General features: G+C 74.8%; 23 protein-coding genes. 17 read left to right on the plus strand and 6 right to left on the minus strand.

Annotated features, from left to right (window positions below):
* The first annotated feature begins 9 nt into the window (after positions 1-9).
* The 7 genes from ACIA5A_RS00565 (at position 10) to ACIA5A_RS00595 (ending at position 6,611) form a co-directional block, all read left to right on the plus strand.
* Complete coding sequence (locus ACIA5A_RS00565) at positions 10-1,407, plus strand: efflux RND transporter periplasmic adaptor subunit (protein ID WP_396755027.1); 1,398 nt, start codon at positions 10-12, stop codon at positions 1,405-1,407.
* Positions 1,404-2,258 carry an ABC transporter ATP-binding protein gene (locus ACIA5A_RS00570; protein WP_396755029.1) on the plus strand — a complete coding sequence of 285 codons (855 nt, stop codon included), beginning with the start codon at positions 1,404-1,406 and terminating at the stop codon, positions 2,256-2,258. Before ACIA5A_RS00565 ends, ACIA5A_RS00570 begins: the two co-directional genes overlap by 4 nt.
* Entirely contained in the window at positions 2,255-3,439 is a 1,185-nt protein-coding gene (locus ACIA5A_RS00575; RefSeq protein WP_396755031.1) for an ABC transporter permease, read from the plus strand. Before ACIA5A_RS00570 ends, ACIA5A_RS00575 begins: the two co-directional genes overlap by 4 nt.
* Positions 3,440-3,630: 191 nt before the next feature.
* Entirely contained in the window at positions 3,631-3,840 is a 210-nt protein-coding gene (locus ACIA5A_RS00580) for a helix-turn-helix domain-containing protein (RefSeq protein ID WP_013288759.1), read from the plus strand.
* Between the two features lie 220 nt (positions 3,841-4,060).
* Positions 4,061-4,162: a 30S ribosomal protein bS22 gene (locus ACIA5A_RS00585; RefSeq protein ID WP_007465623.1), complete on the plus strand. Its 102-nt coding sequence runs from the start codon at positions 4,061-4,063 to the stop codon at positions 4,160-4,162.
* Positions 4,163-4,281: 119 nt separating this feature from the next.
* Positions 4,282-5,355, plus strand: a complete 1,074-nt coding sequence (locus ACIA5A_RS00590; protein WP_396755033.1) for an NAD-dependent epimerase/dehydratase family protein — start codon at positions 4,282-4,284, stop codon at positions 5,353-5,355.
* 398 nt (positions 5,356-5,753) lie between these two features.
* Complete coding sequence (locus ACIA5A_RS00595; protein ID WP_396755817.1) at positions 5,754-6,611, plus strand: lysophospholipid acyltransferase family protein; 858 nt, start codon at positions 5,754-5,756, stop codon at positions 6,609-6,611.
* Positions 6,612-6,621: 10 nt separating this feature from the next.
* On the opposite strand, the gene ACIA5A_RS00600 is transcribed toward ACIA5A_RS00595, so the two are convergent.
* The 3 genes from ACIA5A_RS00600 to ACIA5A_RS00610 all read right to left on the minus strand — a co-directional run bounded on the left by ACIA5A_RS00600 (position 6,622) and on the right by ACIA5A_RS00610 (position 9,741).
* Positions 6,622-7,497, minus strand: coding sequence for an HAD family hydrolase (locus ACIA5A_RS00600; RefSeq protein ID WP_396755035.1), 876 nt, complete (start codon positions 7,495-7,497; stop codon positions 6,622-6,624).
* 102 nt (positions 7,498-7,599) lie between these two features.
* On the minus strand, positions 7,600-8,466 hold the full coding sequence (locus tag ACIA5A_RS00605) for a DUF5667 domain-containing protein (RefSeq protein ID WP_396755037.1): 867 nt from the start codon (positions 8,464-8,466) through the stop codon (positions 7,600-7,602).
* Positions 8,467-8,769: 303 nt separating this feature from the next.
* On the minus strand, positions 8,770-9,741 hold the full coding sequence (locus ACIA5A_RS00610; RefSeq protein ID WP_396755039.1) for an ECF subfamily RNA polymerase sigma factor, BldN family: 972 nt from the start codon (positions 9,739-9,741) through the stop codon (positions 8,770-8,772).
* A gap of 548 nt (positions 9,742-10,289) precedes the next feature.
* Here ACIA5A_RS00610 and ACIA5A_RS00615 point away from each other — a divergent pair.
* From ACIA5A_RS00615 to ACIA5A_RS00625, 3 genes are read left to right on the plus strand one after another with little or no spacing between them, the layout of a single operon-like run.
* Entirely contained in the window at positions 10,290-11,867 is a 1,578-nt protein-coding gene (locus ACIA5A_RS00615) for an AMP-binding protein (RefSeq protein ID WP_396755041.1), read from the plus strand.
* Complete coding sequence (locus ACIA5A_RS00620) at positions 11,857-12,111, plus strand: glutaredoxin family protein (protein WP_091065377.1); 255 nt, start codon at positions 11,857-11,859, stop codon at positions 12,109-12,111. The genes ACIA5A_RS00615 and ACIA5A_RS00620 overlap by 11 nt, the downstream gene beginning before the upstream one ends.
* A gap of 13 nt (positions 12,112-12,124) precedes the next feature.
* The gene (locus ACIA5A_RS00625) at positions 12,125-12,775 is read left to right on the plus strand and encodes an HAD family hydrolase (protein ID WP_396755043.1); all 651 of its coding nucleotides are present in this window, start codon (positions 12,125-12,127) and stop codon (positions 12,773-12,775) included.
* A gap of 10 nt (positions 12,776-12,785) precedes the next feature.
* Here the strand turns inward: ACIA5A_RS00625 and ACIA5A_RS00630 are convergent, their stop codons facing one another.
* Positions 12,786-13,442: a LuxR C-terminal-related transcriptional regulator gene (locus ACIA5A_RS00630; RefSeq protein WP_396755819.1), complete on the minus strand. Its 657-nt coding sequence runs from the start codon at positions 13,440-13,442 to the stop codon at positions 12,786-12,788.
* A gap of 71 nt (positions 13,443-13,513) precedes the next feature.
* Entirely contained in the window at positions 13,514-14,803 is a 1,290-nt protein-coding gene (locus ACIA5A_RS00635) for a sensor histidine kinase (protein WP_396755045.1), read from the minus strand.
* A 391-nt stretch (positions 14,804-15,194) separates the two neighbouring features.
* Here ACIA5A_RS00635 and ACIA5A_RS00640 point away from each other — a divergent pair, with 391 nt between their 5' ends.
* The 5 genes from ACIA5A_RS00640 to hemB are packed head-to-tail and all read left to right on the plus strand — an operon-like array spanning position 15,195 to position 20,875.
* Positions 15,195-15,965: a redox-sensing transcriptional repressor Rex gene (locus tag ACIA5A_RS00640; RefSeq protein ID WP_396755047.1), complete on the plus strand. Its 771-nt coding sequence runs from the start codon at positions 15,195-15,197 to the stop codon at positions 15,963-15,965.
* Positions 15,962-17,335 (plus strand): glutamyl-tRNA reductase, encoded by a 1,374-nt coding sequence (locus tag ACIA5A_RS00645; protein WP_396755049.1) that lies wholly within the window; start codon positions 15,962-15,964, stop codon positions 17,333-17,335. Before ACIA5A_RS00640 ends, ACIA5A_RS00645 begins: the two co-directional genes overlap by 4 nt.
* Complete coding sequence (gene hemC, locus ACIA5A_RS00650; RefSeq protein WP_396755051.1) at positions 17,332-18,300, plus strand: hydroxymethylbilane synthase; 969 nt, start codon at positions 17,332-17,334, stop codon at positions 18,298-18,300. The genes ACIA5A_RS00645 and hemC overlap by 4 nt, the downstream gene beginning before the upstream one ends.
* Complete coding sequence (locus tag ACIA5A_RS00655) at positions 18,297-19,877, plus strand: uroporphyrinogen-III synthase (RefSeq protein WP_396755053.1); 1,581 nt, start codon at positions 18,297-18,299, stop codon at positions 19,875-19,877. Before hemC ends, ACIA5A_RS00655 begins: the two co-directional genes overlap by 4 nt.
* A 14-nt stretch (positions 19,878-19,891) precedes the next feature.
* Positions 19,892-20,875, plus strand: coding sequence for a porphobilinogen synthase (hemB, locus tag ACIA5A_RS00660; RefSeq protein WP_396755055.1), 984 nt, complete (start codon positions 19,892-19,894; stop codon positions 20,873-20,875).
* Here the strand turns inward: hemB and ACIA5A_RS00665 are convergent.
* Positions 20,869-21,447 carry an NADPH-dependent FMN reductase gene (locus tag ACIA5A_RS00665; protein ID WP_396755057.1) on the minus strand — a complete coding sequence of 193 codons (579 nt, stop codon included), beginning with the start codon at positions 21,445-21,447 and terminating at the stop codon, positions 20,869-20,871. The genes hemB and ACIA5A_RS00665 overlap by 7 nt on opposite strands.
* A 55-nt stretch (positions 21,448-21,502) precedes the next feature.
* Here ACIA5A_RS00665 and ACIA5A_RS00670 point away from each other — a divergent pair, with 55 nt between their 5' ends.
* The gene (locus ACIA5A_RS00670) at positions 21,503-21,844 is read left to right on the plus strand and encodes a MerR family transcriptional regulator (protein WP_396755059.1); all 342 of its coding nucleotides are present in this window, start codon (positions 21,503-21,505) and stop codon (positions 21,842-21,844) included.
* A 762-nt stretch (positions 21,845-22,606) separates the two neighbouring features.
* A complete protein-coding gene (locus tag ACIA5A_RS00675; protein WP_396755061.1) occupies positions 22,607-23,209 on the plus strand; it encodes a helix-turn-helix transcriptional regulator in 603 nt (200 codons plus the stop codon).
* The last annotated feature ends 15 nt before the right edge of the window (positions 23,210-23,224 follow it).

Consider the following 23,224-nt stretch of genomic DNA (forward strand, 5'->3'; position numbering starts at 1 on the left):
GGTCGTAGCATGGGCCGGGTGGTCCGCCCTCCCTCGCCGCGGCTGCGCGCAGCCACGCGGCCCCGCCTGCTCACCGCCCTCTTCGCCACCGTCGCGCTGACCGGCACCACGGCCGCCAGTTGCGGCGACGACACCCCGGCGGTCACCGTCGCCCCGGTCGGCCGCGCGCCGGTCTCCGAGGTCATCGACGCGCCGGCCACGGTGACCGCGCGGGCCGCGGCCACGCTCACCGCCCCCGCCGACGGCACCCTGGCCGCGCTGCGTGTCCAACCCGGTCAGCGGGTCGCCAAGGGGCAGGTGCTCGCGGTGGTCGACTCGCCGTCCGCGCGGGACCGGCTGGCCCAGGCGCGGGACGCGTTGCGCGCGGCGAAGCGGGCCGGGCGCGGCGTCGGCGTCGGCGACCTGGGCGGCAACCGTCGGGGCACCGACCGGGCCGCCGACGAGGCGTTCGCCGCGGCCCGCGCCGCCGCCGGCAAGGTCGGCGACCCGCAGGCGCGCGCCGCGCTGCTGCTCCAGGTCGAGTCGGCGCAGAAGCAGTACGCGTCCGCCGCCCGCGCCGCCGACCGCGCGGTCACCGCCGTGCAGCGCGGCGTCGCCGGCCTGAACAGCGCCGTCGGCGCGTTGTCGGCCGCGCAGCGCCTCCAGGCCCAGCAGGCGTACGACCTGGCGAAGGCGACGGTCGACGCGTTGACGCTGCGGGCCCCGATCGCCGGTGTGGTGCAGCCGGGTGGCACCCGGTCGGCGGCGCCGACCGACCTGGCCGGGCTGTTCGGGGCGACCGGCGGTCAGGTGCCGCCGGGCCTCGACCCGTCGGCGTTGGGCGCGGCCGGGTCGGGCGGGCCGCCGGCCGGGGTCGACGACGCCGTGCCGGCCGGTGGCCGGGTCACCGCCGGCACGCCGGTGCTCACCGTGGTGGACACCGGCCGGCTCGGGCTGCTCGCCGAGGTGGACGAGACAGACGTGCTGCTGGTCCGCGCCGGGGTGCCCGCCTCGGTGGAGTTGGACGCGGTGACCGGCGCGACGTACGACGCGACGGTGCGCTCGGTCGACGTGCTGCCCACCAGTTCGGCCCGGGGCGGGGTCACCTACCGGGTCCGGCTGGACCTGGGCCGGGGGCGGTTCGGCGAGGCGGAGGCCGCCCCGGCGCCCCGCCCCGGCATGAACGCGGTGGTCCGGTTGCGGGTGCGCGAGGCGGCCGACGCGGTGGCCGTACCGGCCTCGGCGGTCTTCTCCGCCGACGGGCGGGACGCGGTCTGGGTGCTGCGCGACGGCCGCGCCGACCGGGTGCCGGTGACCGTCGGCGTGCAGGGTCAGGACCTGGTGCAGATCGTCGACGGGGTGCGGGCCGGCGACCGGGTGGTGGTGCGCGGGGCCGACCAGGTGCGCGACGGCCAGGAACTGCGGTGACCGTCGCCGCGATCGAGGCGGTCGACGTCTGGCGCACGTACGAGCTGGACGGGGTGTCGGTGTCCGCGCTGCGCGGGGTGTCGCTCACCGTCGCCCAGGGCGAGTACGTCGCGGTGATCGGCCCGTCCGGGTCGGGCAAGTCGACGCTGATGCACCTGCTCGGCGGGTTGGACCGGCCCAGTGACGGCCGGCTGGTGATCGGCGGCCGGGACGTGGCCTCGCTGACCGCCCCGGAGCTGGCGACGTTGCGCAACGAGACGATCGGCTTCGTCTTCCAGGCGTTCCACCTGCTGGCCCGGACGTCCGCCGTGGACAACGTGGCGTTGCCGCTGGTCTACCGGGGGGTCGGCGCGCGGCAGCGGCGGGAGCGGGCGGCGGCGATGCTCGGCCGGGTCGGGCTGGGGCACCGCCTGCACCACCGGCCCAACCAGCTCTCCGGCGGTGAGCAGCAGCGCGTGGCGATCGCCCGCGCGTTGGTCACCGAACCGGCGGTGCTGCTCGCCGACGAGCCCACCGGCAACCTGGACAGCGTCACCGGCGAGGCGGTGCTGGAGCTGCTGGAGCGGCTGAACGCCGAGTCCGGGGTGGCGTTGGTGATGGTGACGCACGACCAGGAGGTGGCGGCCCGCGCGCGCCGGCGCATCGCGGTCCGGGACGGGCTGATCCAGTCCGACACCACCCATGATCGACCGGGGTCGGGCGGCGGCGGCGGACCTGCGACACTGGAGCACGCTCCCAGCGCGGAGCCCCGGTCCGCGTCCGGAAGCGGGCCGGGGCGCCCGTCCGGTGGCTCCGGTGGCGCCACCGGAGCCACCGGACGCCTTCCGCACCCGGGCGGCGATGCCCGATGAGGGTGGCCGAGGCCTGGCGGGTGGCGCTGGACGCGCTGCGGGCCAACCGGATGCGCAGCCTGCTGACCATGCTCGGGGTGATCATCGGGGTCGCCTCGGTGGTCATCCTGGTGGCCATCGGCACCGGCACCAAGCAACAGGTCGAGCAGCAGGTCGAGGGGCTCGGCTCGAACCTGCTCCTGGTGGTGCCGGGGAAGATCGAGGTGGGCACCGCCCCGGTGGTGTCCCCGCTGGACCTCAAGGACGTCGACGCCGTCTCCCGGGTGGTCGGCGACCCCGGCCGGGTGGCCGTGACGGTGGCGTCCGGGGCGACCGCGCGGGCCGGCAAGCGGTCCGACTTCACCACCGTGCAGGGCGTGTTGGAGACCACCCCGTCGGTGTTCACCCGGTCGTTGCAGCGGGGCCGCTACCTGACCGGCGCCGACGTGGACACCAGCCGCCGGGTGGCGGTGCTCGGCGCCTCGGTGGCCCGGGCGCTCTTTCCCGACCGCGACCCGCTCGGTCAGCAGGTCACGCTGGCCGGCGTCCGGTTCCGGGTGATCGGGGTCTTCGCCCCGCTCGGGCAGAGCCTCGGCGTGGACCGGGACGACGAGGTGCACATCCCGGTGACCGCCGCGCAACGGCTGTGGGGCACCCAGCGGATCGACGGCATCGCGGTCAAGGCGCCCGACCGGGAACGGATCGACCAGCTCGGCGAGCGCATCGTGGCGGAGCTGTCCCGCCGGCACCCGGACACCGAGTTCAGCGCCGTCACCCAGCAGCAGATCCTCGGTGTGCTCGGCGACATCCTCGGTGTGCTCACCGGCGTGCTGGCCGCCATCGCCGGCATCTCGCTGCTGGTCGGCGGCGTCGGCGTCTCCAACATCATGCTGGTCTCGGTGCGCGAACGGACCCGCGAGATCGGCCTGCGCAAGGCGGTCGGCGCCCGGCCCCGGGACATCGGGGTGCAGTTCCTGCTGGAGGCGGTGCTGCTCACCTCGATCGGCGGCCTGACCGGGATGGCGCTCGGGGTGGGCACCGCGCTTCTCGTCGACGCGTTCTCGCCGATCCCGGCGGCGATCACCTGGTGGTCGCTGGCGCTCGCCTTCGGGGTGTCGGCGGCGGTCGGCATCGTGTTCGGGGTGGTGCCGGCGCAGCGGGCCGGGCGGCTGGACCCGGTGGTGGCGTTGCGCGCCGAGTAGGCGATCCGGACGCGCCACCCGTCCGGGCGAAAAAGCCCTGGCGGACGCCCGTCCTGCCATGATCAAAGGACGGAAGGGATCGCGCAGGTCACAGCCGTCCCGCTACCGTACTCATTACACGCGCGTCGCTCGTCGAGGCGGGAGCACCTGCCCGGTGACACGCGCCGGGCACGGGAATGGGTCGGTGAGCCATGGCCGGGTCGCAGTCCGACGCACGGCTGTCGGATGTCAGGTTCCTGACCGTCGCCGAGGTGGCGACGGTCATGCGGGTCTCCAAGATGACGGTCTACCGTCTCGTGCACAGCGGTGAGCTGACCGCGGTGCGGGTCGGTCGCTCGTTCCGGGTGCCCGAGCACGCCGTGCACGAATACCTCCGGGGCGCCTTCCAGGAGTCCGCCTGACCTCTCGGTGGCCGTCCGCCGAGTGCGACGAAAAGGGGCATCGACGGGGGCGCGTTGGTCCTGCTGACGCACTCCGGCTACCCTGGAGCCCGACCGAGATCGCACCCTGGTGTGCCCTGCCCACCTCGCTGGTCCGGTCCGTTGTCCGCAAGCGGGCACGGCGCCATCGTGCGGTGGCGCCTGCCGGTCCGCCCCGCACGTTGCATCGAAAGGCTTTCGTATGGGCTCGGTGGTCAAGAAGCGCCGCAAGCGCATGGCTAAGAAGAAGCACCGCAAGCTGCTGCGCAAGACCCGCGTCCAGCGTCGCCGTCTCGGCAAGTGACCGGGGCCGGGCGCTGACCCGGCACCGGCACCACTTGCCAACTGTCGACCCTCGGAGGCTCAGGTGATCAGGCCGCGGACGTCCCGGCTCGATCCTGCCTGCCGCGCAAGGCGCACGACATGACCCCCGGTGGCACCTCCGGTGCCCCGGGGGTCGTCGTCGTCACCGGGGTCGGCCGGTTCCTCGGCGCGAACGTCGCGGCCCGCCTCGCCGCCGACCCCCGCATCGAGCGCGTCATCGGCGTCGACCCGGCGCCACCCAACCCCGAGCTGGCCGACCTGCTCGCCGACGTCGAGCTGATCCGCCTCGACCTGGACTCGCTCGGCGGCCTGCTCGTCGACCTCGACGTCGACGCCGTGGTGCACCTCGCGCTCGTCACCGCCCCCGATCCGCAGCACGGCGGCCGGGCGGCGATGAAGGAGCAGAACGTCATCGGCACCATGCAGCTCCTCGCCGCCTGCCAACGCGCGCCCCGGCTACGCCGCCTCGTGGTCCGCTCGTCGACCGCCGCCTACGGGGTCTCGTTCCGCGACCCGGCCGTCTTCACCGAGGAGACCGAGCCGCGCGAGGTACCGCGCGGCGGTTTCGGCCGCGACATCCTCGACATCGAGGGGTACGTTCGCGGCTTCCGCCGCCGTCGCCCCGAGGTCACCGCGACCGTGCTGCGCTTCGCGCCGTTCATCGGCTACACCGCCGACACCACGCTCACCCGCTACTTCTCCCAGCCGGTCGTGCCCACCATCTTCGGTCGCGACCCGCGCCTGCAGTTCCTGCACATCGACGACGCGTTGACGGTGCTCTACCGGGCCGTCGCCGAGGAGCACCCGGGGACCTTCAACGTGGCCGGGCCGGGGGTGCTGTCGCTGTCGCAGGCCATCCGCCGGGCCGGCCGGGTGGCCGTGCCGGTGCTGGAGCCGGGCCTGGCCGGGGTGGCCGCCGTCGCCCGCACCATGGGCTTCGGCCGGTACGGCCTGGACCAGGTCGACCTCTTCGTGCACGGTCGGGTGGTGGACACCACCCGCCTGGAGCGCGAGTTCGGCTTCACCCCCCGCTCGACCGCGGCCGCCTTCGACGACTTCGTCCGCGCCCACCACGGCGGGGTGGTGGTGACCCGGGACCAGCTCGCCGCCGCCGAGCAACTGGTGCTGGAGAGCATCCGTCAGGTCCGCTCGACCGTCCAGGAGCGTTCGTGAGCAGCTCGCCGGAGCGGCGTGACGCGCGGTTCGACGTACCCCCGGCGGGGCCCGGGCCGGACGCGGAGCCGGCGCGGCGCAACGGGCACCGGCCGGTGACCGCGCCGGCCGCCCGCCCGGCGGCGCCGGCCGACGAGCCGGACACCTCCACCGACGAGCCCGTCGCCGCGAAGCCGGCGGCCGACCAGCGTGCGGTCGCGAAGCCGGCGGCCGACCAGGGCGCTGCCGCGAAGCCGGGCGCCGACGAGCCCGCCGCCCCGAAGCCGGTCGCGAAGAAGGCCGTCGCGAAGAAGACCGTTGCCAAGAAAGCGGTCGCGAAGAAGGCCGTGCCGGCGTCGGCCCGGGACAGGGCGGCCGACACCGCGACGGCCGGACCGCCGGCCGACACGGCGCCGGCGGTGACCGACCGTCCCGGGGACCACTGGGACCGCCGGGTCGCGCAGGGGCTCGCCTTCCTGCGGCGGCGGCTCTCCGGCGACTACGAGGTGGACGAGTTCGGCTTCGACCCCGACCTCACCGACGCGGTCTTCCACCCGCTGGTGCGGCTGCTCTACCGGGACTGGTTCCGCACCGAGGTCGGCGGCCTGGAACACGTGCCGGCCGACGGCGCCGGCCTGGTGGTGGGCAACCACTCCGGCACGGTGGCGCTGGACGCGTTGATCCTCTCCACCGCGCTGCACGACAGGCACCCCGGGCACCGCTACCTGCGGCTGCTCGGCGCCGACCTGGTCTTCCGGATGCCCGTCGTCTCCGAGCTGGCCCGCAAGACCGGCGGCACGGTCGCCTGCAACCCGGACGCGGAACGGCTGCTCGGCAACGGCGAGCTGGTCGGCGTGTTCCCGGAGGGCTTCAAGGGGGTCGGCAAGCTCTACTCCGACCGCTACAAGCTCCAGCGGTTCGGCCGGGGCGGGTTCGTCTCCGCCGCGCTGCGTACCGGCACGCCGATCGTGCCGGTGGCGATCGTCGGCGGCGAGGAGATCTATCCCATGCTCGCCGACATCAAGCCGCTCGCCAGGCTGCTCAAGCTGCCCTACTTCCCGGTGACGCCGACGTTCCCGTGGCTCGGGCCGCTGGGCATGGTGCCGCTGCCGAGCAAGTGGCTGATCGAGTTCTGCCCGCCGATCCCGACCGCGCACCTGCGCGACTCGGCGGACGACCCGCTCGTCGTCTTCAACCTCGCCGACCAGGTGCGGGAGACCATCCAGCAGACGCTGCACAAGTTGCTCGAACGCCGTCCGGACCCGTTCGGCCCCTGACCGGCGCGGCTCAGGCCCGCTGGCGGCGGCGGTGCAGCGCCAGGCCGGCGGTGACCGCGCCGGCGAGCAGGCCGGCGGCGGCGGTCGACGGCACGGCGATGCGGACGGCGCGGCGCCCGGTGCGGAAGTCGCGGACGTCCCAGCCCCGCTCGCGGGCCCGCCGCAGGAGCGCCGGATCGGGGTTGACCGCGACCGCACGTCCCACCGCGGACAGCATCGGCAGGTCGTTGGCGGAGTCGCTGTAGGCCGCGCACCGGGCCAGGTCCAGCCCTTCCACCGCGGCGAGCTGGGTGACCGCCTCGGCCTTCGCCGGCCCGTGCATCAGGTCGCCGACCAGCCGGCCGGTGTAGGCGCCGTCGACCACCTCGGCCACCGTGCCGATCGCGCCGGTCAGGCCGAGCCGGGCCGCGATCACCCGGCCGATCTCCACCGGAGCGGCGCTGACCAGCCACACCCGCTCGCCCGCGTCGAGGTGCCGCTGGGCCAGCCGACGGGTGCCGGCCCAGATGCGCGGCGCCATCAGCTCGTCGAAGATCTCCTCGGCGAGGCGCTCCACGTCGTCGACCCGCCAGCCCTGCACGAAGGCGAGCGCGGCCTCCTTCGCCTGCGACATGGTGCCCACGTGCTCGGTGGCGAGCAGCCGGAACCGGGCCTGCTGCCAGGCGAACCGGGCCAGGTCACCGGCGGTGAAGTAGTTGCGGGCGGCCAGCCCTCGGGCGAACCAGTAGATCGACGCGCCCTGCATCATCGTGTTGTCCACGTCGAAGAACGCGGCGGCGGTCGGGTCCGGCGCGACAGTGGTCGCCGGGGCCTCCGGGGTCTCCGCCCAGCCGGCGGTGTGTCCGTGGACGTCGGTGCTGACCGTCACCTTGTGGGACTCGGTCACGGGTGACCTCCCTCCCTCGACGGCCCCGTGCGGGCTCCGCGTCGAGCGTATCCGGCTCGCCGTGACGCCCGGGTGTCCGCCGGGAGAAGTGTGGCGGCGGGCTCAGCGGTCGCCGGGACAGCCCGTCGGCGTGGGCCCGAGCGAGTCGCTGCCCGCCGGCACGGGCAGCCCGCAGGCGATCGCCTCGCGCAGCGCGTCGGCACGCCGGCCGACTGCGTCGAGCAGCGCCAGGGAGCGTCGGGTGCGGTCCCGGTCGGCGTGGTCGGGCCGGTCGAGCAGGCCGCTGACCACCCGCCGCTGGCCGGCGAGGAAGGTGTCCACCGCGTCCAGCGCCGTCGGGTCGGAACGCTGCGCGGCCACCGTGGTCAGCAGGCGTACGCCCTGGCGGGTGTCCGCGTCCATGTCGTCCAGGACGGCGCTGAACCCGAGCCGGTCGTGGCGGACCGAGTCGGCCTCGTCGAGCCGGGTCCGGGCGAAGCCGAGGAAGAGCTGCCCCCGGCTGATGTCCGAGTTGGCCAGTGCGAGCTGGGCGCGTTCGGTGGAGCGCTTCATGCCGTAGAGCGCGTCGCCGGGCAGCGCGTTCTCGCTGGCGGCGGAGATGCCGGAGAGGGCGATGGCGCCGGCGGCCACGCCGACGAGGATCGCACCCCGGGCGCGCGCCCGGCGGCCGGTGATGGCGGGCAGCAGCGCGCCGCGGATGCCGGTGGCGGCGCCGGAGGCGGACGCGGACGCGGCGGTGGCGCTCTCGCGCTCGGCGGTGGCCACGAGCATCGCCCGCAGGCCGGTGCGGAACTCGCTGTCGACGTCGACGGTGGGCCGTTCGACGGTGAGCCGCCGGCCGATCTCGACGAGCCCGGTGAGCCCGCTGTCGGCGCGGGACCGGACGTGGTGTCGGCGTCCGCCGTTGGCCTCGTCGAGGAGTTGCGCGAAGCGCTCGGCTCGCCGACCGGAGAAGAGGTCGCTGTCCACCGCGGGCACCCCCTTCCGCTGGTCACGGCCGGGTGGCCGTCATCGTCACCAGCGACCGGTGGCAGCGTGCGGCCGAAGGGCCGACCGGGACGGCCGACCTGACCCGCCGGACCGGGTGGGCCCGGGGGACGCCGGGACAACCACTGGTCGCACCCGGAGAAACGGTTCGCGTGGGTCGCCGGTTACGGCCCGATCGGCGGCGAAATCACCGGGTGTGATCGGGGTCGCGGCGGGTGTCGGAGACACGCCGACCACCGGCGGGTGCGCCGGTGGTGCGGACGGGACGGGACGGGACCGGTCGGGTCAGCCGTGGAAGCCGTCGGGCAGCAGCCGGGCCAGGGCCCGTACCGCGCGGTACTGCAGGGCCTTGATGGCGCCCTCGTTCTTGCCCATGGCACGCGCCGTCTCGGCCACCGAGAAGCCCTGGAGGAACCGGAGCACGATGCACTCCTGCTGCTCCGGGTTGAGCTGCTTGACGGCGGTGAGCAGGGCGACGTTGGTGATGTGCTCGACCACCGCCGCCTCCGGGCTGCCCTCCGGGCCCCGGTCCTCCCGGTCGGCGTCGAGGACGTCGCCGGTGGTCACCTCCAGCCGGTAGCGGCCGGACTTGAAGTGGTCGGCGACCAGGTTGCGGGCGATGGTGACCAGCCAGGCGCCCAGGTCGCGCCCCTGCCAGGTGAAGCTGCCGATCCGCTTGAGCGCCCGCAGGAAGGTGTCCGAGGTGAGGTCCTCGGCGAGCTGGCGGTTGCCGACCCGGAAGTAGACGAACCGGAAGACGGTGTCGACGTACCGGTCGTAGATCAGGCCGAACGCCTCGGCCTCGCCGGCCTGCGCCCGCTCGACCAGCGCCCAGACCTCGGTGGCCGGGTCGGAGGGGTCGGGGCGGCTCGGGAAGCCGGTGGCGGGCGTGGCGGCCGGGACGGCCGGCAGCACCGCGGTGTCGCCGGCCGGGACCGCGGGCAGCACCGCGGTCTCGGCGGCGGACGGCTCGGCGCTCGTCGCCGCCTCGCCGCGCCGCACCTGGGGCGGTGGGCCGGGCCGGGGCGGGGCGCCGACCCGGCCGCCGGCCGGCTTCGCGTTGCCGCCGGGCAGCGCCGGGCGCAGCGGCGCCTCGTTGCCGTGGTGGGTGCGACTGCGCGTCCGCCCAGCGGCCTCGCTACGCGCGGTGAGCAGACCGTCGGCGCGTGGGGCCGGGTCGGCGCGTTCGTTGAGCGGGTTCCGCTGGGTCGGGCCGGTCAGCCCGGCCGGTCGGTCCGCGTAACCGAAGGTGGTCACCGTGCCTCCCCGATCAAGGTGGACAGCGACCGCGCCGGCGCCGCGGGTCCGGGTACGACCCGGTCGGGCACGGCCGGTCCGGGACGTGCCGGCGGGCGGCAGATCCCCTTGAGGTGCTGGTCCAATGCGCTCACGGGCACGGGGGCCTCCTCGGGCTGAGGGGTGTCGACTCACGGCAAATGGGGTGAGCCGACCCGAGTGATGATAGGCCCAACGTCACCCGCGCGTGGCAAGTCCGTTACACAGAGCGGAAGTATTTCCCGTGTGGTCGCACTACCGCCGGACCCGTTGTCCGTCGTGGGCGATTGACTTTCGCCGCGGAACCTGGTTGCGAATGGAAGTCCAGGTCGGAGCGGATTTTCTTTTCGCTCGGCGTGTCGCGGGGGCGACCCGGGGGGTCCGCCCGGACGACGCCTCCGCCGTCCGATGGAGATCCAGATCCCGCGCTCGGGAATCCCACGCTACCTCAATTGCGGTCCCGTGCGACGGACCCGGGCGGCGCTCCGGGGCATGGCCCGGCGGACCCGGCTGTGCCAGACTCAGCCACCGTGCCGGACCCCGCCGAAAGCCCCGCACCGAACCTCGCCGACCGGCTCCGCCGGGCGGCCGTCGACCACGGCGACCGGGCCGCGCTGCACTGGCGCGACCGGACGCTCCGCTGGTCCGATCTGGACACCGCGGTCACCGCCACCGCCCGCGCGCTGCGCGCCGCCGCCCCGCCGTCCGACCCGACGGGGCACCCGCCCCGGGTGGCGGTGGCGTTCGGCAACACCCCCGACTTCGTGGTCACCTACCTGGCCGTGCTCCGCGCCGGGCTGGTCGCCGTGCCGGTCAACCCCGGGCTGACCGGCCGGGAGCTGAGGCACGTCCTCGCCGACTCCGGCGCCGCCGTGCTGGTCGGCGCCGCCGAGGTGACCGCCCGGGTCGACCCGGCCGAGCTGCCCGCCCTGCGCGCGGTGCACACCACCCCGCCGGTCGCCGCCGGCGAGGACCCCGTCCGGTTCCCCGAGCGCGGCGGCGACGACCTGGCCGTCCTCCTCTACACCTCGGGCACCGAGGGGCGGCCCAAGGGCGCGATGCTGTCGCACCGGGCGCTGGCCGCCAACCACGACCAGGTCGGCCGGATCGACCCGCCTGTGGTCGGGCCGGACGACACCGTGCTGCTGGCGCTGCCGCTGTTCCACGCGTACGGGCTGAACTCCGGGCTCGGCGCCGTGGTGCACCACGGTGCGACCGGCGTGCTCGTCGACGAGCCCGGCCCGGACGGGACGCTCGACCAGATCGCCCGACACCGGGTCAGCGTGCTGCTCGGCGTACCGTCGATGTTCCTGACCTGGGCCGACGCGCCGGGCGACCCGGCCGCGGCGCTGACCGGCGTGCGACTCGCGGTGTGCGGCGCGGCACCGCTGCCGCCGGCGGCCGGCGCGCGCTTCACCGAGCTGACCGGGCACCCGGTGCACGTCGGCTACGGGCTCACCGAGACCGCGCCGGTGCTCACCTCCACGCTCGTCGGCGGTGAGCCGAAACCCGGCTCGATCGGCCGCCCGCTGCCCGGCGTCGAGCTGCGCCTGGTCGGGTCCGACGACGTCGAGCTGTGGCGCGACGGGGTGCCCGCCGCCGAGGCCGACGACGACGGGATGGACCTCTCCGACGACCCGACCGGCACCGACCCGGGGCAGATCGTGGCGCGCGGGGCGAACCTGTTCGACGGCTACTGGCCGGACGGGCGGGGCGGGCCCGGCCCGGACGGCTGGTGGGCCACCGGCGACGTGGCCTACGCCGACGGCGACGGCGACCTCTTCCTGGTCGACCGGCTCGGCGAGCTGATCCTGGTCAACGGCTTCAACGTCTACCCGCACGAGGTCGAGCTGGTGCTCCAGACGCACCCCGGGGTGGCCGAGTCGGCCGTCCTGGGGGTGCCGCACCCCCGGACCGGCGAGACTGTCCGGGCGTACGTGGTGCGGGCGGCCGAGGTGTCGGCGGCGGAGCTGCTCGCCTACTGCGCGCGTAACCTGGCCCGGTTCAAGTGCCCGACCGCCGTCGAGTTCGTCGACGCGCTGCCGTACTCGGCGATCGGGAAGGTCCGCAAGACCGAGATCCGCACGGAGGTATCCGATGTCCAGTGACCCGCGGCTCATCCTGATCACCCGGCCCGGCTGCCACCTGTGCGACGACGCGAAGGCGGCGCTCGACCGGGTGGTGGCGGTGACCGGGGACCGCTGGGTGGAGAAGGACGTGACAGGCGACGTCGAGCTGGAGCGCGACTACGGCGACCGGCTGCCGGTGGTGCTGCTCGACGGCAAGGAGCACGGCTACTGGCGGGTCGAGGAGGACCGGCTGCTGCGGGACCTGACCACCCCTCAGCTCTAGCTATCGTGTCCGGGTGACGGAGACACGGCGCCACCTGGTGTGGGACTGGAACGGAACCCTGCTCGACGACCTCGACTTGGTGGTGCGGGCCACGAACGTGGCTTTCGCCAGCGCCGGCGGCCCGGCGGTCAGCGCCGACGAGCACCGGGTGCGGTTCCGCCGGCCGATCGCCGACTACTACGCCGAGATGCTCGGCCGGGCCGTCGACACGGAGGCGTTCGGCGCGCTCGACCGGATCTTCCACGACGCGTACCGGGCCGGGTTGACCAGTTGCGCGCTGGCCGCCGACGCCACCGCCGCGATCGCCGCCTGGCCGGGCAGCCAGTCGCTGCTGTCCATGTGGTTCCACGACGAGCTGGTGCCCACCGTGCACACCTACGGCCTGACCCCGCACTTCCGCCGGGTCGACGGGCTGCGCGCGGCGGTCGGCGGCGGCCCGAAGGCCGAGTGGCTGGAGAAGCACCTGGCCGAGCTGGGGCTCGACGGCACCGACGTGGTGCTGATCGGCGACTCGCTCGACGACGCGGACGCGGCCCTCTCGGTCGGCGGCGCGGCAGTGCTCTACACCGGCGGCCTCTCCGACCCGGCCCGGCTGCGCGCCAGCGGCCACCCGGTCGCCGACACGCTCACCGAGGCGGTGACGCTGGCCCGCGCCCTGCCCTGAGACGCGCCGGTCAGGCGCGCAGGTGGGCCAGGACCGCGAGCACCCGCCGGTGGTGGGTGGTGGCGTCCGGCGGCAGGTCGAGCTTGGTGAAGATGTTCCGCACGTGCTTCTCCACCGCGCCGTCGCTCACCACCAGGATGCGGGCGATCGCGGTGTTGGAGCGGCCCTCGGCCATCAGCGCCAGCACCTCCCGCTCCCGCGGGGTCAGCGCCGACAGCGGGTCGTCGCGCCGGCGCCGCACCAGCAACTGGCTGATCACCTCCGGGTCGAGGACCGTGCCGCCGGCGGCCACCCGGGCCAGCCCGTCCAGGAACTCGTCGATCGCGGCCACCCGGTCCTTGAGCAGGTAGCCGATGCCGCCGCCGGCGCCGCCCGCGGTGTCCAGCAGGTCGTCGGCGTACGACACCTCGACGTACTGCGACAGCACCAGGATCGGCGTGCCCGGCACCCGGCGGCGGGCCTCCACCGCCGCGCGCAGCCCCTCGTCGGTGTGCGACGGCGGCATCCGCACGTCCACCACCGATACGTCCGGCCGGTGCGCCACCACCGCCTCGACCAGGGCGTCCCCGTCGCCGACGGCGGCCACCACCTCGTGCCCGGACTCGGTCAGCAGCCGGATCAGCCCCTCCCGGAGCAGTACGGCGTCGTCCGCGATCACCACCCGCATGGGTCCGGTGTCTATCACGTCCGGGTCCCACGGTGCGGCCTCCGCCGGGCCGGGAGCGTCGCCGGCGGACGTCACCGGGGCAGCTCGGCGTGGATCCGGGTCGGCCCGCCGGCCGGGCTGTCCACCGCCAGCGTGCCGCCGGCCGCCCGGACCCGGTCGGCGATGCCGCTGAGCCCGTGCCCCTTGGCCAGGTGGGCGCCGCCGACCCCGTCGTCGTCGACGCTGATCTCCAGCCGGCCCACCTTCCGGGTCACCTCCACCCGGCAGTCGGTGGCGTGGCTGTGCTTGGCCACGTTCGTCAGCGCCTCGGCCACCACGAAGTAGGCGGTGCTCTCCAGCCCCGGGTCGAGCCGGCCGCCGGCGGTGCCCAGCTCGTCGTCGACCACCAGCTCGGTCGGCACCAGGGCCCGGGCGGCGAGCGCGGCGAGCGCGCTGGGCAGGCCCCGGTCCACCAGGATCGGCGGGGCGATGCCCCGCGACAGGGCGCGCAGCTCGTCGAGCGTCTCCCGGGTCTGGGCGACCGCCTCGTCCAGCGTGCGTCGGGCCGCCTCCGGGTCGGCGGCGAGCTGCTGGCGGGCCCGGCCCAGGTCCATCGCGAGCCGGACCAGGCGCTGCTGCGGCCCGTCGTGGATGTCGCGCTCCAGCCGGCGCAGCGCGGACGCCTCGGCCGAGACCGCCGCCCGCTTCTGCTCCTCCAGCGTGGTGATCCGCTGCCGCATCTCGGCCACGCCGGTGAGCAGGGAGTACGCCACGGCGGCCTGGACCCGGGCCAGGCCCCGCGCCACCAGGGGGAGGGTGAGCAGGGCGAACAGCCCGATCGCGGTGTTCAGCGCGATCCGCGCCCCGGTCCCGTCGCCCATCCCGAGGAGTTCGCTGAGGTCCTGGTCGTCCGGCCCGCGCGGGATGGCCCAGTCGTACGCGCCGTAGAGCGTGCCGGTCAGCGCCAGCGCCCACCACACCAGCATCAGCACGAACGTGGGCAGGGTCACCACGAGCCGGACGAAGGCGTGCAGCAGGTCGAGCCAGGACTGCGGGTCGCGCATCGGGGTGAACACGCGACGCCAGAACCCGGCCCCGCGCGGGGGCGTCAGGTAGACCGGGCGGACCCGGGGGCGGCCGAGCACGCCGGGCAGCCGGAGCCGTTCCAGGTCGGCCAGCCCGCGCGCCGCGTAGAGGGTGCCGGCGAGGACCGGCAGGCCGAGCGTGGTGACCAGCAGCCCGGCGCTGAGTGAGATCCCGGCCACGGCGAGCACGAAGCCGATCAGCGCGAGCGGGAGGCTGAAGATCACGTAGCCGGTGTCGCGGGCGAGTCGGCTCAGGAGGCCCCGGGCGGGCGAGGCGGGGATCGGTACGGCGGTCATGGTTCGAGGCTATGGGCGGGAATCGGCCCGGCCCATCCCGCTCGCCGGCCTCTCCCAGGTGGGGTTCTCCCTACCGGGCGACGTGAGCCGCGCCTCGCCACGCCGATCACGGAGCGCTACCGGGCGCGCGCGATTGGTCAGAGAAGTCGGGATTGAGCAATAATCGCCACGCGCCGCCGAGGAGGCGCGGTTGATCGATCTTGTGGGAATGGAGGGGCAGGTGGAGCCGCGTCGCGAGTCATCAAGATCGCGATTTGTGCACCTCTTCACAAGCGCCTACTCTGTAGTTCCGACGCGCCCTGCTAGCACAGCCGGCAACATCGGTCGCCAGCGGGAGGCCCGAAACGGCCGGCCCCCGACGCCGGTCGAGGATCGCACCGCACGGAGTCTCATGAGTCAGCACCGTCCTTCTGGCGCGCCCGGCCGCACCGGTGCCGTACCGGCGCTACCGGAGCTGCCCGAGGCGACCGTGTCCCGGCTCCCGGAATACCTGCGCGCGCTGCACGCGCTCGCCGACTCCGGTCACGAGACCGTGTCCAGCGAGGGCCTGGCCAGCGCCGTCGGGGTCAACTCCGCCAAGCTCCGCAAGGACCTCTCCCACCTCGGCTCGTACGGCACCCGGGGTGTCGGCTACGACGTCGCGCTGCTGATCGACCAGATCGAGTCGGTGCTCGGGCTCACCCAGTGCCGGGCCGTCGCCCTGGTCGGCGTGGGTAATCTCGGTCACGCCCTGGCCGGCTACGACGGCTTCGCCAGCCGTGGCTTCCAGATCGCCGCGCTCCTCGACGCCGACCCCTCCCGCGTCGGCGAGGAGATCCACGGCCTGGTCGTGCGGCACGTCGACGAGCTGCCCCGGGTGGTCGCCGAGGAGTCGATCTCGATCGGCGTGATCGCCACCCCGGCGCCGGCCGCCCAGGCGGTCGCCGACCAGCTCGTCGCCGTCGGCGTGACGAGCATCCTCAACTTCGCGCCGTGCGTACTCTCGGTCCCGGAGGGGGTCGACGTGCGCAAGGTCGACCTCGCGATCGAGCTGCAGATCCTCTCCTTCCACGAGCACCGCAAGGCGTCGCTGACCGCGCTGCCCGCCACCGGCGGGACCGGCCTCACCGCCCTGCCCGGCGGGCTCGCCACCCCCGACACCCAGGAGGCGATCGGCACGTGAAACTGCTCGTCGTCGGCGCGTCCTACCGCACCGCCCCGGTCGCCGCCCTGGAACGGCTGGCCGTCCCGCCCGCGGACCTCACCCGCACGCTGGACCGCCTCGTCGCCCAGCCGTACGTCGCCGAGGCCGTCCTCGTCTCCACCTGCAACCGGGTGGAGGTCTACGCCGCCGTGTCCGGGTTCCACGGTGGCCTCGGCGACATCTGCGCGGTCCTCGCCGAGCAGGCCGGCTCCCCGCCGGCGGCGCTCGCCCCGCACCTCTACGTGCACTACGACGCCGCCGCCGTCGACCACGTCTTCCGGGTCGCCGCCGGGCTCGACTCGATGGTGGTCGGCGAGGCGCAGATCCTCGGGCAGCTCCGTGACGCCTACCACTTCGCCGGCGGCGCCGACTCGGCCGGGCGGCTGCTGCACGAGCTGATGCAGCAGGCGCTGCGCGTCGGCAAGCGCGCGCACGCCGAGACCGACATCGACCGCGCCGGGCAGAGCGTGGTCACCGCCGCGCTCGACCTCGCCGCCGACCTGCTCGACGGCGACCTGACCGGCCGGCCCGCCATGGTGGTCGGCGCCGGGGCGATGGGCTCGCTGGGCGTGGCCACCCTGTCCCGGCTGGGCGCCGGGCCGCTCACCGTCACCAACCGGGGCGCCGCCCGCGCCGTCCGGCTCGCCGAGTCGTACGGCGCGACCGCCGTGCCGATGACCGACCTGGTCGACGCGCTCGCCGCGGTGGACATCGTGGTCGCCGCCACCGCCGCAACCGAGGCCGTGCTCACCCGGGACGTGGTGACCCGGGCGCTGGCCCGCCGCGACGCCGACCGCGGCCCGCTGGTCCTGCTCGACCTGGCCGTCCCGCGCGACGTCGAGGCGGGCGTCGCCGAGCTGCCGGGCGTCGAGGTGATCGACATCGACCGGATGGCAGGCGTCCTCGCCGACGGGCCGGCCGCCGCCGACGCCGCCGAGGTCGGCCGGATCGTCGCCGGCGAGGTCGAGGCGTTCCTGAGCTGGCTGCGCGGCGCCGACGTCGCGCCGACCGTGGCCGCCCTGCGCGGCCGGGCCGACGACGTGGTGACCGCCGAGCTGCGCCGCCTCGGCCAGCGCCGCCCCGACCTCAGCGACGACCAGCGCGCCGAGGTCGCCCGCACCGTGCACCGGGTCGTGCAGCGCCTGCTGCACCAGCCGACCGTCCGGGTCCGCCAGCTCGCCGCCGAACCCGGCGGCGACCAGTACGCGGCCCTGCTGCGCGAGCTGTTCGACCTGGAGGTGCCGCAGACGTCCCCGGTCGACACCGTCCCCGACGTGGTCGCCACCGACACCGACGGCCGGTCGTCGTTCGACGCCGGCGAGGTCCCGTCCACCGGAGGTGCGCGATGACCGCCCCCCTGCGCCTCGGCACCCGGGGCAGCGTCCTCGCGTTGGCCCAGTCCGGCCACGTCGCCGAGGCCCTCACCGCGGCCACCGGCCGCCCGGTCGAGCTGGTCGAGGTGGTGACCGCCGGCGACCGGTCCACCGCGCCGGTGCAGCGGCTCGGCGTCGGCGTGTTCGTCTCCGCGCTGCGCGACGCGTTGACCGCCGGTGAGATCGACTTCGCCGTCCACTCGTACAAGGACCTGCCCACCGCGGCGGCGCCCGGCCTGCACATCGCGGCCGTACCGCCCCGGCAGGACCCGCGGGACGCGCTGATCGCCATCGGCGGCCGTACGCTCGCCGAGCTGCCGCCCGGCGCGCTGATCGGCACCGGCGCGCTGCGCCGGATCGCCCAGTTGCACGCACTGGGCATGCAGTTCGAGGTCACCCCGATCCGGGGCAACATCGACACCCGGCTCGGCCGGGTGCTCGGCCCGGACGCCGACCTCGACGCCGTCGTGCTCGCCCGGGCCGGGCTCACCCGGATCGGCCGCGCCGACGTCATCACCGAGACGCTCGACCCGATGCTCATGCTGCCCGCGCCCGCCCAGGGCGCGCTGGCCGTGGAGTGCCGGGCCGACGACCACGACCTGGTCGAGCTGCTCGCGCTGCTCGATCACGCGCCGTCCCGCGCCGCGGTCACCGCGGAACGGGCGCTGCTGGCCACCCTGGAGGCCGGGTGCAGCGCACCCGTGGCCGCCTACGGAGAACTCGCCGAGGGTGAGACCGGTGAGGAGATCTACCTGCGCGGTGCGGTGATCAGCCCGGACGGTTCCCGTGACCTCCGACTGTCCCGCACCGGAACGCCCGCCGACGCGGCGGAGATCGGCAAGGCACTCGCCGCCGAACTCCTCGAACTCGGCGCCGACTCGATCCTCGGCCAAGAAGGACACCCCGGCCCGGGGACCCAGCAACTTGGGAGCACAGAATGACCCGCACCCGTAAGCCCGTAGGCCAGATCGCTTTCGTCGGGGCCGGCCCCGGCGACCCGGGCCTGCTGACCCGCCGGGCGCTCGACGCCCTGGTCGAGGCCGACCACGTGGTGTACGACCGGGGAGTCCCCGAGTCGCTGCTCACCTACGTCCGCGCCCAGGCCAGTGCCGACGCCGAGTTCAGCCCCGCCGAGGGCGTACCGGGGGACGTGGCGAAGGTGCTGATCTCCGCGGCCCGCTCTGGCCAGAACGCCGTGCACCTGGTCGCCGGCGACCCGTTCGGCCACGACTCGGTGGTCAAGGAGGTGCAGGCGGTGGCGCGCACCGCCGCGCACTTCGAGGTGGTGCCGGGCGTCGGCCAGGCCGAGGGCGTCGCCACCTACGCGGGCGTCCCGCTGCCGGGCGTCCGGACCGCCGCCGACGTCGAGGACGTCACCGCGCTGGACTTCGACGCGCTCGCCGCGGCCGTGGGCCGGGGCTCGCTGGCGCTCGCGGTGGACGCCGGTGACCTGGCCGCCGTCCGGGACGGGCTGCTGGCCGCCGGCGTCGACGGCACCACCGCGGTCGGGGTGACCGGGGACGGCACCGGCGAGACGCAGTACACCACCACGTCGAGCGTGGACTCCTTCGTCGCGGCGGCGCTCGGCTTCACCGGCCGCGTCGTGCTCACCGTCGGCACGGGCGTCACCGACCGCGACAAGCTGAGCTGGTGGGAGAACCGCCCGCTGTACGGCTGGAAGGTGCTGGTGCCCCGCACCAAGGAGCAGGCCGGCGCGATGAGCGCGCGGCTGCGCGCGTACGGGGCGATCCCGTGCGAGGTGCCGACCATCGCGGTCGAGCCGCCGCGCACCCCGGCCCAGATGGAGCGCGCGGTCAAGGGCCTGGTCGACGGCCGGTACGCCTGGGTGATCTTCACCTCGGTGAACGCGGTCCGGGCGGTCTGGGAGAAGTTCGGCGAGCACGGCCTGGACGCCCGGCACTTCGGCGGCGTCAAGATCGCCTGCATCGGCGAGGCGACCGCGGACGCGGTCCGCGCGTTCGGCATCCAGCCGGAGCTGGTCCCCGCCGGGGAGCAGTCCTCGGAGGGCCTGCTGGCCGAGTTCTCGCCGCACGACGAGATCCTCGACCCGGTCGGCCGGGTGCTGCTGCCGCGCGCCGACATCGCCACCGAGACGCTCGCCGCCGGCCTCACCGAGCGCGGCTGGGAGGTCGACGACGTGACCGCGTACCGGACCGTGCGGGCGGCGCCGCCGCCGGCCGAGATCCGCGACGCGATCAAGTCGGGCGGGTTCGACGCGGTGCTGTTCACCTCGTCCTCCACGGTCCGGAACCTGGTCGGCATCGCCGGGAAGCCGCACGCGCGTACCGTTGTTGCCGTCATCGGGCCCAAGACGGCGGAGACCGCGACGGAGTTCGGCCTGCGGGTCGACGTGCAGCCGCCGCACGCCTCGGTGCCCGACCTGGTGGAGGCGCTCGCCGCCTACGCCGTCGAGCTGCGCGAGAAGCTCGCCGCCATGCCGGCGAAGCAGCGCCGCGGCTCGAAGGTGCAGGGGCCGACCGCCCTGAGGTTCCGCTGACAGGAGGCACCCCCATGCCGTACCCCGAGATCCGGCCCCGCCGGCTGCGCCGCAACGCGGCCGTGCGGCGGCTGGTCTCCGAGACCCGCGTCGCCCCGGCCGAGCTGGTCGTGCCGATGTTCGTCAAGGAGGGGCTGGCCGAGCCGCGGGCGGTCGCGTCGCTGCCCGGGGTGCTCCAGCACTCCCGGGACTCGCTGCGCAAGGCGGCCGTCGAGGCGGTCCAGGCCGGGGTCGGCGGGATCATGCTGTTCGGGGTGCCGGCCGAGCGGGACGAGACCGGCTCCGGCGGCCTCGACCCGGCCGGCATCCTCAACGTGGCCATCCGGGACGTGATCGCCGAGGTCGGTGACTCGACTGTGGTGATGAGCGACCTCTGCCTGGACGAGTTCACCTCGCACGGGCACTGCGGCCTGCTCACCCCGGACGGCGGCGTGGACAACGACGCCACGCTCGCCGCGTACGCCCAGATGGCGGTCGCCCAGGCCGACGCCGGGGTCCACGTGGTCGGGCCGTCCGGGATGATGGATGGCCAGGTCGGCGTGGTCCGCAAGGCGCTGGACGCCGCCGGGCACCAGGACGTCTCGGTGCTCGCGTACGCCGCCAAGTACGCCTCGGCGTTCTTCGGCCCGTTCCGCGACGCGGTGGAGTCGGCGCTGGACGGCGACCGGCGTGCCTACCAGCAGGACCCGGCGAACCTGCGGGAGTCGCTGCGCGAGGTCGAGCTGGACGTCGCCGAGGGCGCCGACATGGTGATGGTCAAGCCGGCGCTGCCCTACCTCGACGTGGTGTCGGCGGTCCGGGCCGCGGTGGACGTCCCGGTCGCCGCCTACCAGGTCTCCGGGGAGTACGCCATGGTCGAGGCCGCCGCCGCCAACGGCTGGATCGACCGGGAGCGAACGATGCTGGAGACGCTGACCTCGATCCGTCGGGCGGGCGCCCAGATCATCCTTACCTACTGGGCGGTCGAGGCGGCCCAGATGCTCCGCGAGCGCTACTGACCGTACGGCCTCCGCGCGCGGGCGGCGCGCAGCGCCTCGCCCCACCAGCTCAGCTCGTCGAGCGTCGCGTCGGCGGCCCGCTCCAGCGGGCCGTCGGCGACCAGCCGGCCCTGCCGGTCGAGGCGGTCCCACGGCGCGGTGAGCACGACGCCGCTGCGGGTGGTGGCGGCATGCAGTTCGGCGAAGACCAGCCGGAGCTGTTCGACCGCGCGGATCCCGCCGGAGCCGGCGCCGTAGGAGACGAACCCGACCGGCTTGGCCACCCATTCCCGGTGGTGCCAGTCGATGGCGTTCTTCAGGGCGGCCGGGAAGCTGTGGTTGTATTCCGGCGTGACCACGACGAACGCGTCCGCGGCGTCGAGTCGCCCGGCGATCGGGCTGGCCGGGTTGCCGCCGGGCGGGGTGTCGGCGAGCGGGAGCGGCACCTCGGCGAGGTCGACCAGGTCGGTGCGGAGGTCGTCGCGGCGGCCGGCGTGGTCGACGAACCAGTCGGCGATCATGCGGCCCATCCGGGGCCGGCGCACGCTGCCGACGAGCACGGCGAGAGTGAGCGGCGGTTCTTGCGTCGTCATGGGCTGGACGCTAAGACTTGAACAATTGTTGAAGTCAAGTCGTCGCGGGGTGGGCATGCTTTCAGTGGGCGAGGTGGCGCGCGAGGCGGGGGTCAGCGGCTCCGCCATCCGCTTCTACGAGCGCCAGGGCCTGATCGAGGCCGGTCGGACCAGCGGCAACCAGCGCCGGTTCGGTCCCGACGCCGCCTGCCGGGTGCGGGTCGCCCGGGTGGCGCAACGGGTCGGCCTCAGCGTCGGCGAGATCCGGGACCTGCTCGCCGCCCTGCCGCCGGATCCCGGGCTGGCGGACTGGCAGCGACTGCACGACCAGCTCACCGCCGAGGCGGAACGGCGCATCGCCGAGCTGCACGCCGCGCTGGGCGACATCCGCTCCGGCCGCCGGCTCTGCGACCTGTGATCCAGGGCTGAGCTCGTCCGGACCGTCCGCGCCGTGCCGCCTCGCCTGTTCACGCCTGGTCACGCACCGGGACGCCCGCCGCCACCGTTCGGTGCGGCTCTTCCGTCACTTCGCCTCGGGCGTACCCGCCGCCTCCCGTTCTCACGCCTTCGGGTCAACTGTTCTCGTAGCGGAGCGTCACATTCGTGCGGCCTGCGGACGTCACCACTCCGCGCCTTTGCTCTGCAGCCATCGGCGCAGCAGGCACGGTCAGTCACCGCTGCCTCGGTGGCTGCAGAGCAAAGGCGCCGTCGAGTGCGCCGGTCACCCGACGCAATAGGCGTGAACTATCCGTTTAGCGGCTTGTGCGGAGCGAAAGCGAGCTATTCGAGTGACGCTGCGCGTCACGCACCGTCAACATCACCGTCCGTGAGATGTCATTCCGGTGGGGCCGGGCCCCGAAGCGCAGGATCGCCGGTGACGTGGCGGGTGGAACGCGTGAGGAGTCCACGGCAGCCGGACACACCCATGGCGTTCCAGCGGTGCTCCGGCGGGCCGATGGGTGGAACGGTATGGGTGTCTGCGGGGGCGTGAGGCACCCCTGGCGTTCCAGTCATGCCCGGTGGGCGTGTGTCGAGGTGTCCGGTGCGACGGCTACGGAATCGAGGGCCGGCGGGTGGGCGCATCGAGGTCGCGGGAGCGGGCTACCCGCCGTACGCCGGGTTTTCCACAGCGTGGACGGGCGGGGTTGGCGAACCGGCGGGAAGGCACGAGGGTGACGGGATGACCGGTCCCACCGACGACGCCGCGATCGACGCGCCCGCCACACCCGACGAGGCCACTCCGGGCGCCGGGCGGGCGGACGACGAACCGCCCGCGCTGCTCACCGAGCCGCTCGACGTGCCCTTCCCGGCCGCCGGGATCGTCCGGGCGGTCCGCCGCCGCGCCGACGCCAGCCAGCGGGAACTGGCCCGGTTCGCCCGCGTGCACCCGGCCACGGTCGGGCGGATCGAGTCCGGTGCCCTGACGCCCAGTCTCGCCATGCTGTCGCGGATCGTCGGCACGGCAGGCTACCGGCTCGTCGTCGTCGACGAGTCCGGCGCGGTGCTCATGCCGATGCGGGACGGGGCCGACCTGCGCGACGGCGCGGAGCGGCGCTACCCGTCCCACCTCGACGTCGTCACCGACCCGCGGCCGGGGGAGTGGTGGGCCGACATCTACGGGCTGGCCCGGCCGCCGGAGACGTTCTACCGGAACCGGGACGTGCGGGACGCGCTGCGCCGGCGCAGCCAGTGGGAGGTGCGGGTGGCCAAGTACCGCACCGTCCCGCCCCCGCCCGACCCGCAACGGTGCGGATACCGCGGCGGCCCGCCGATCCGCTGGTGAGCGAATCGACGGGCC

Source organism: Micromonospora sp. NPDC051300, from assembly GCF_044455315.1.
GTDB classification, from domain to species: domain Bacteria; phylum Actinomycetota; class Actinomycetes; order Mycobacteriales; family Micromonosporaceae; genus Micromonospora; species Micromonospora robiginosa.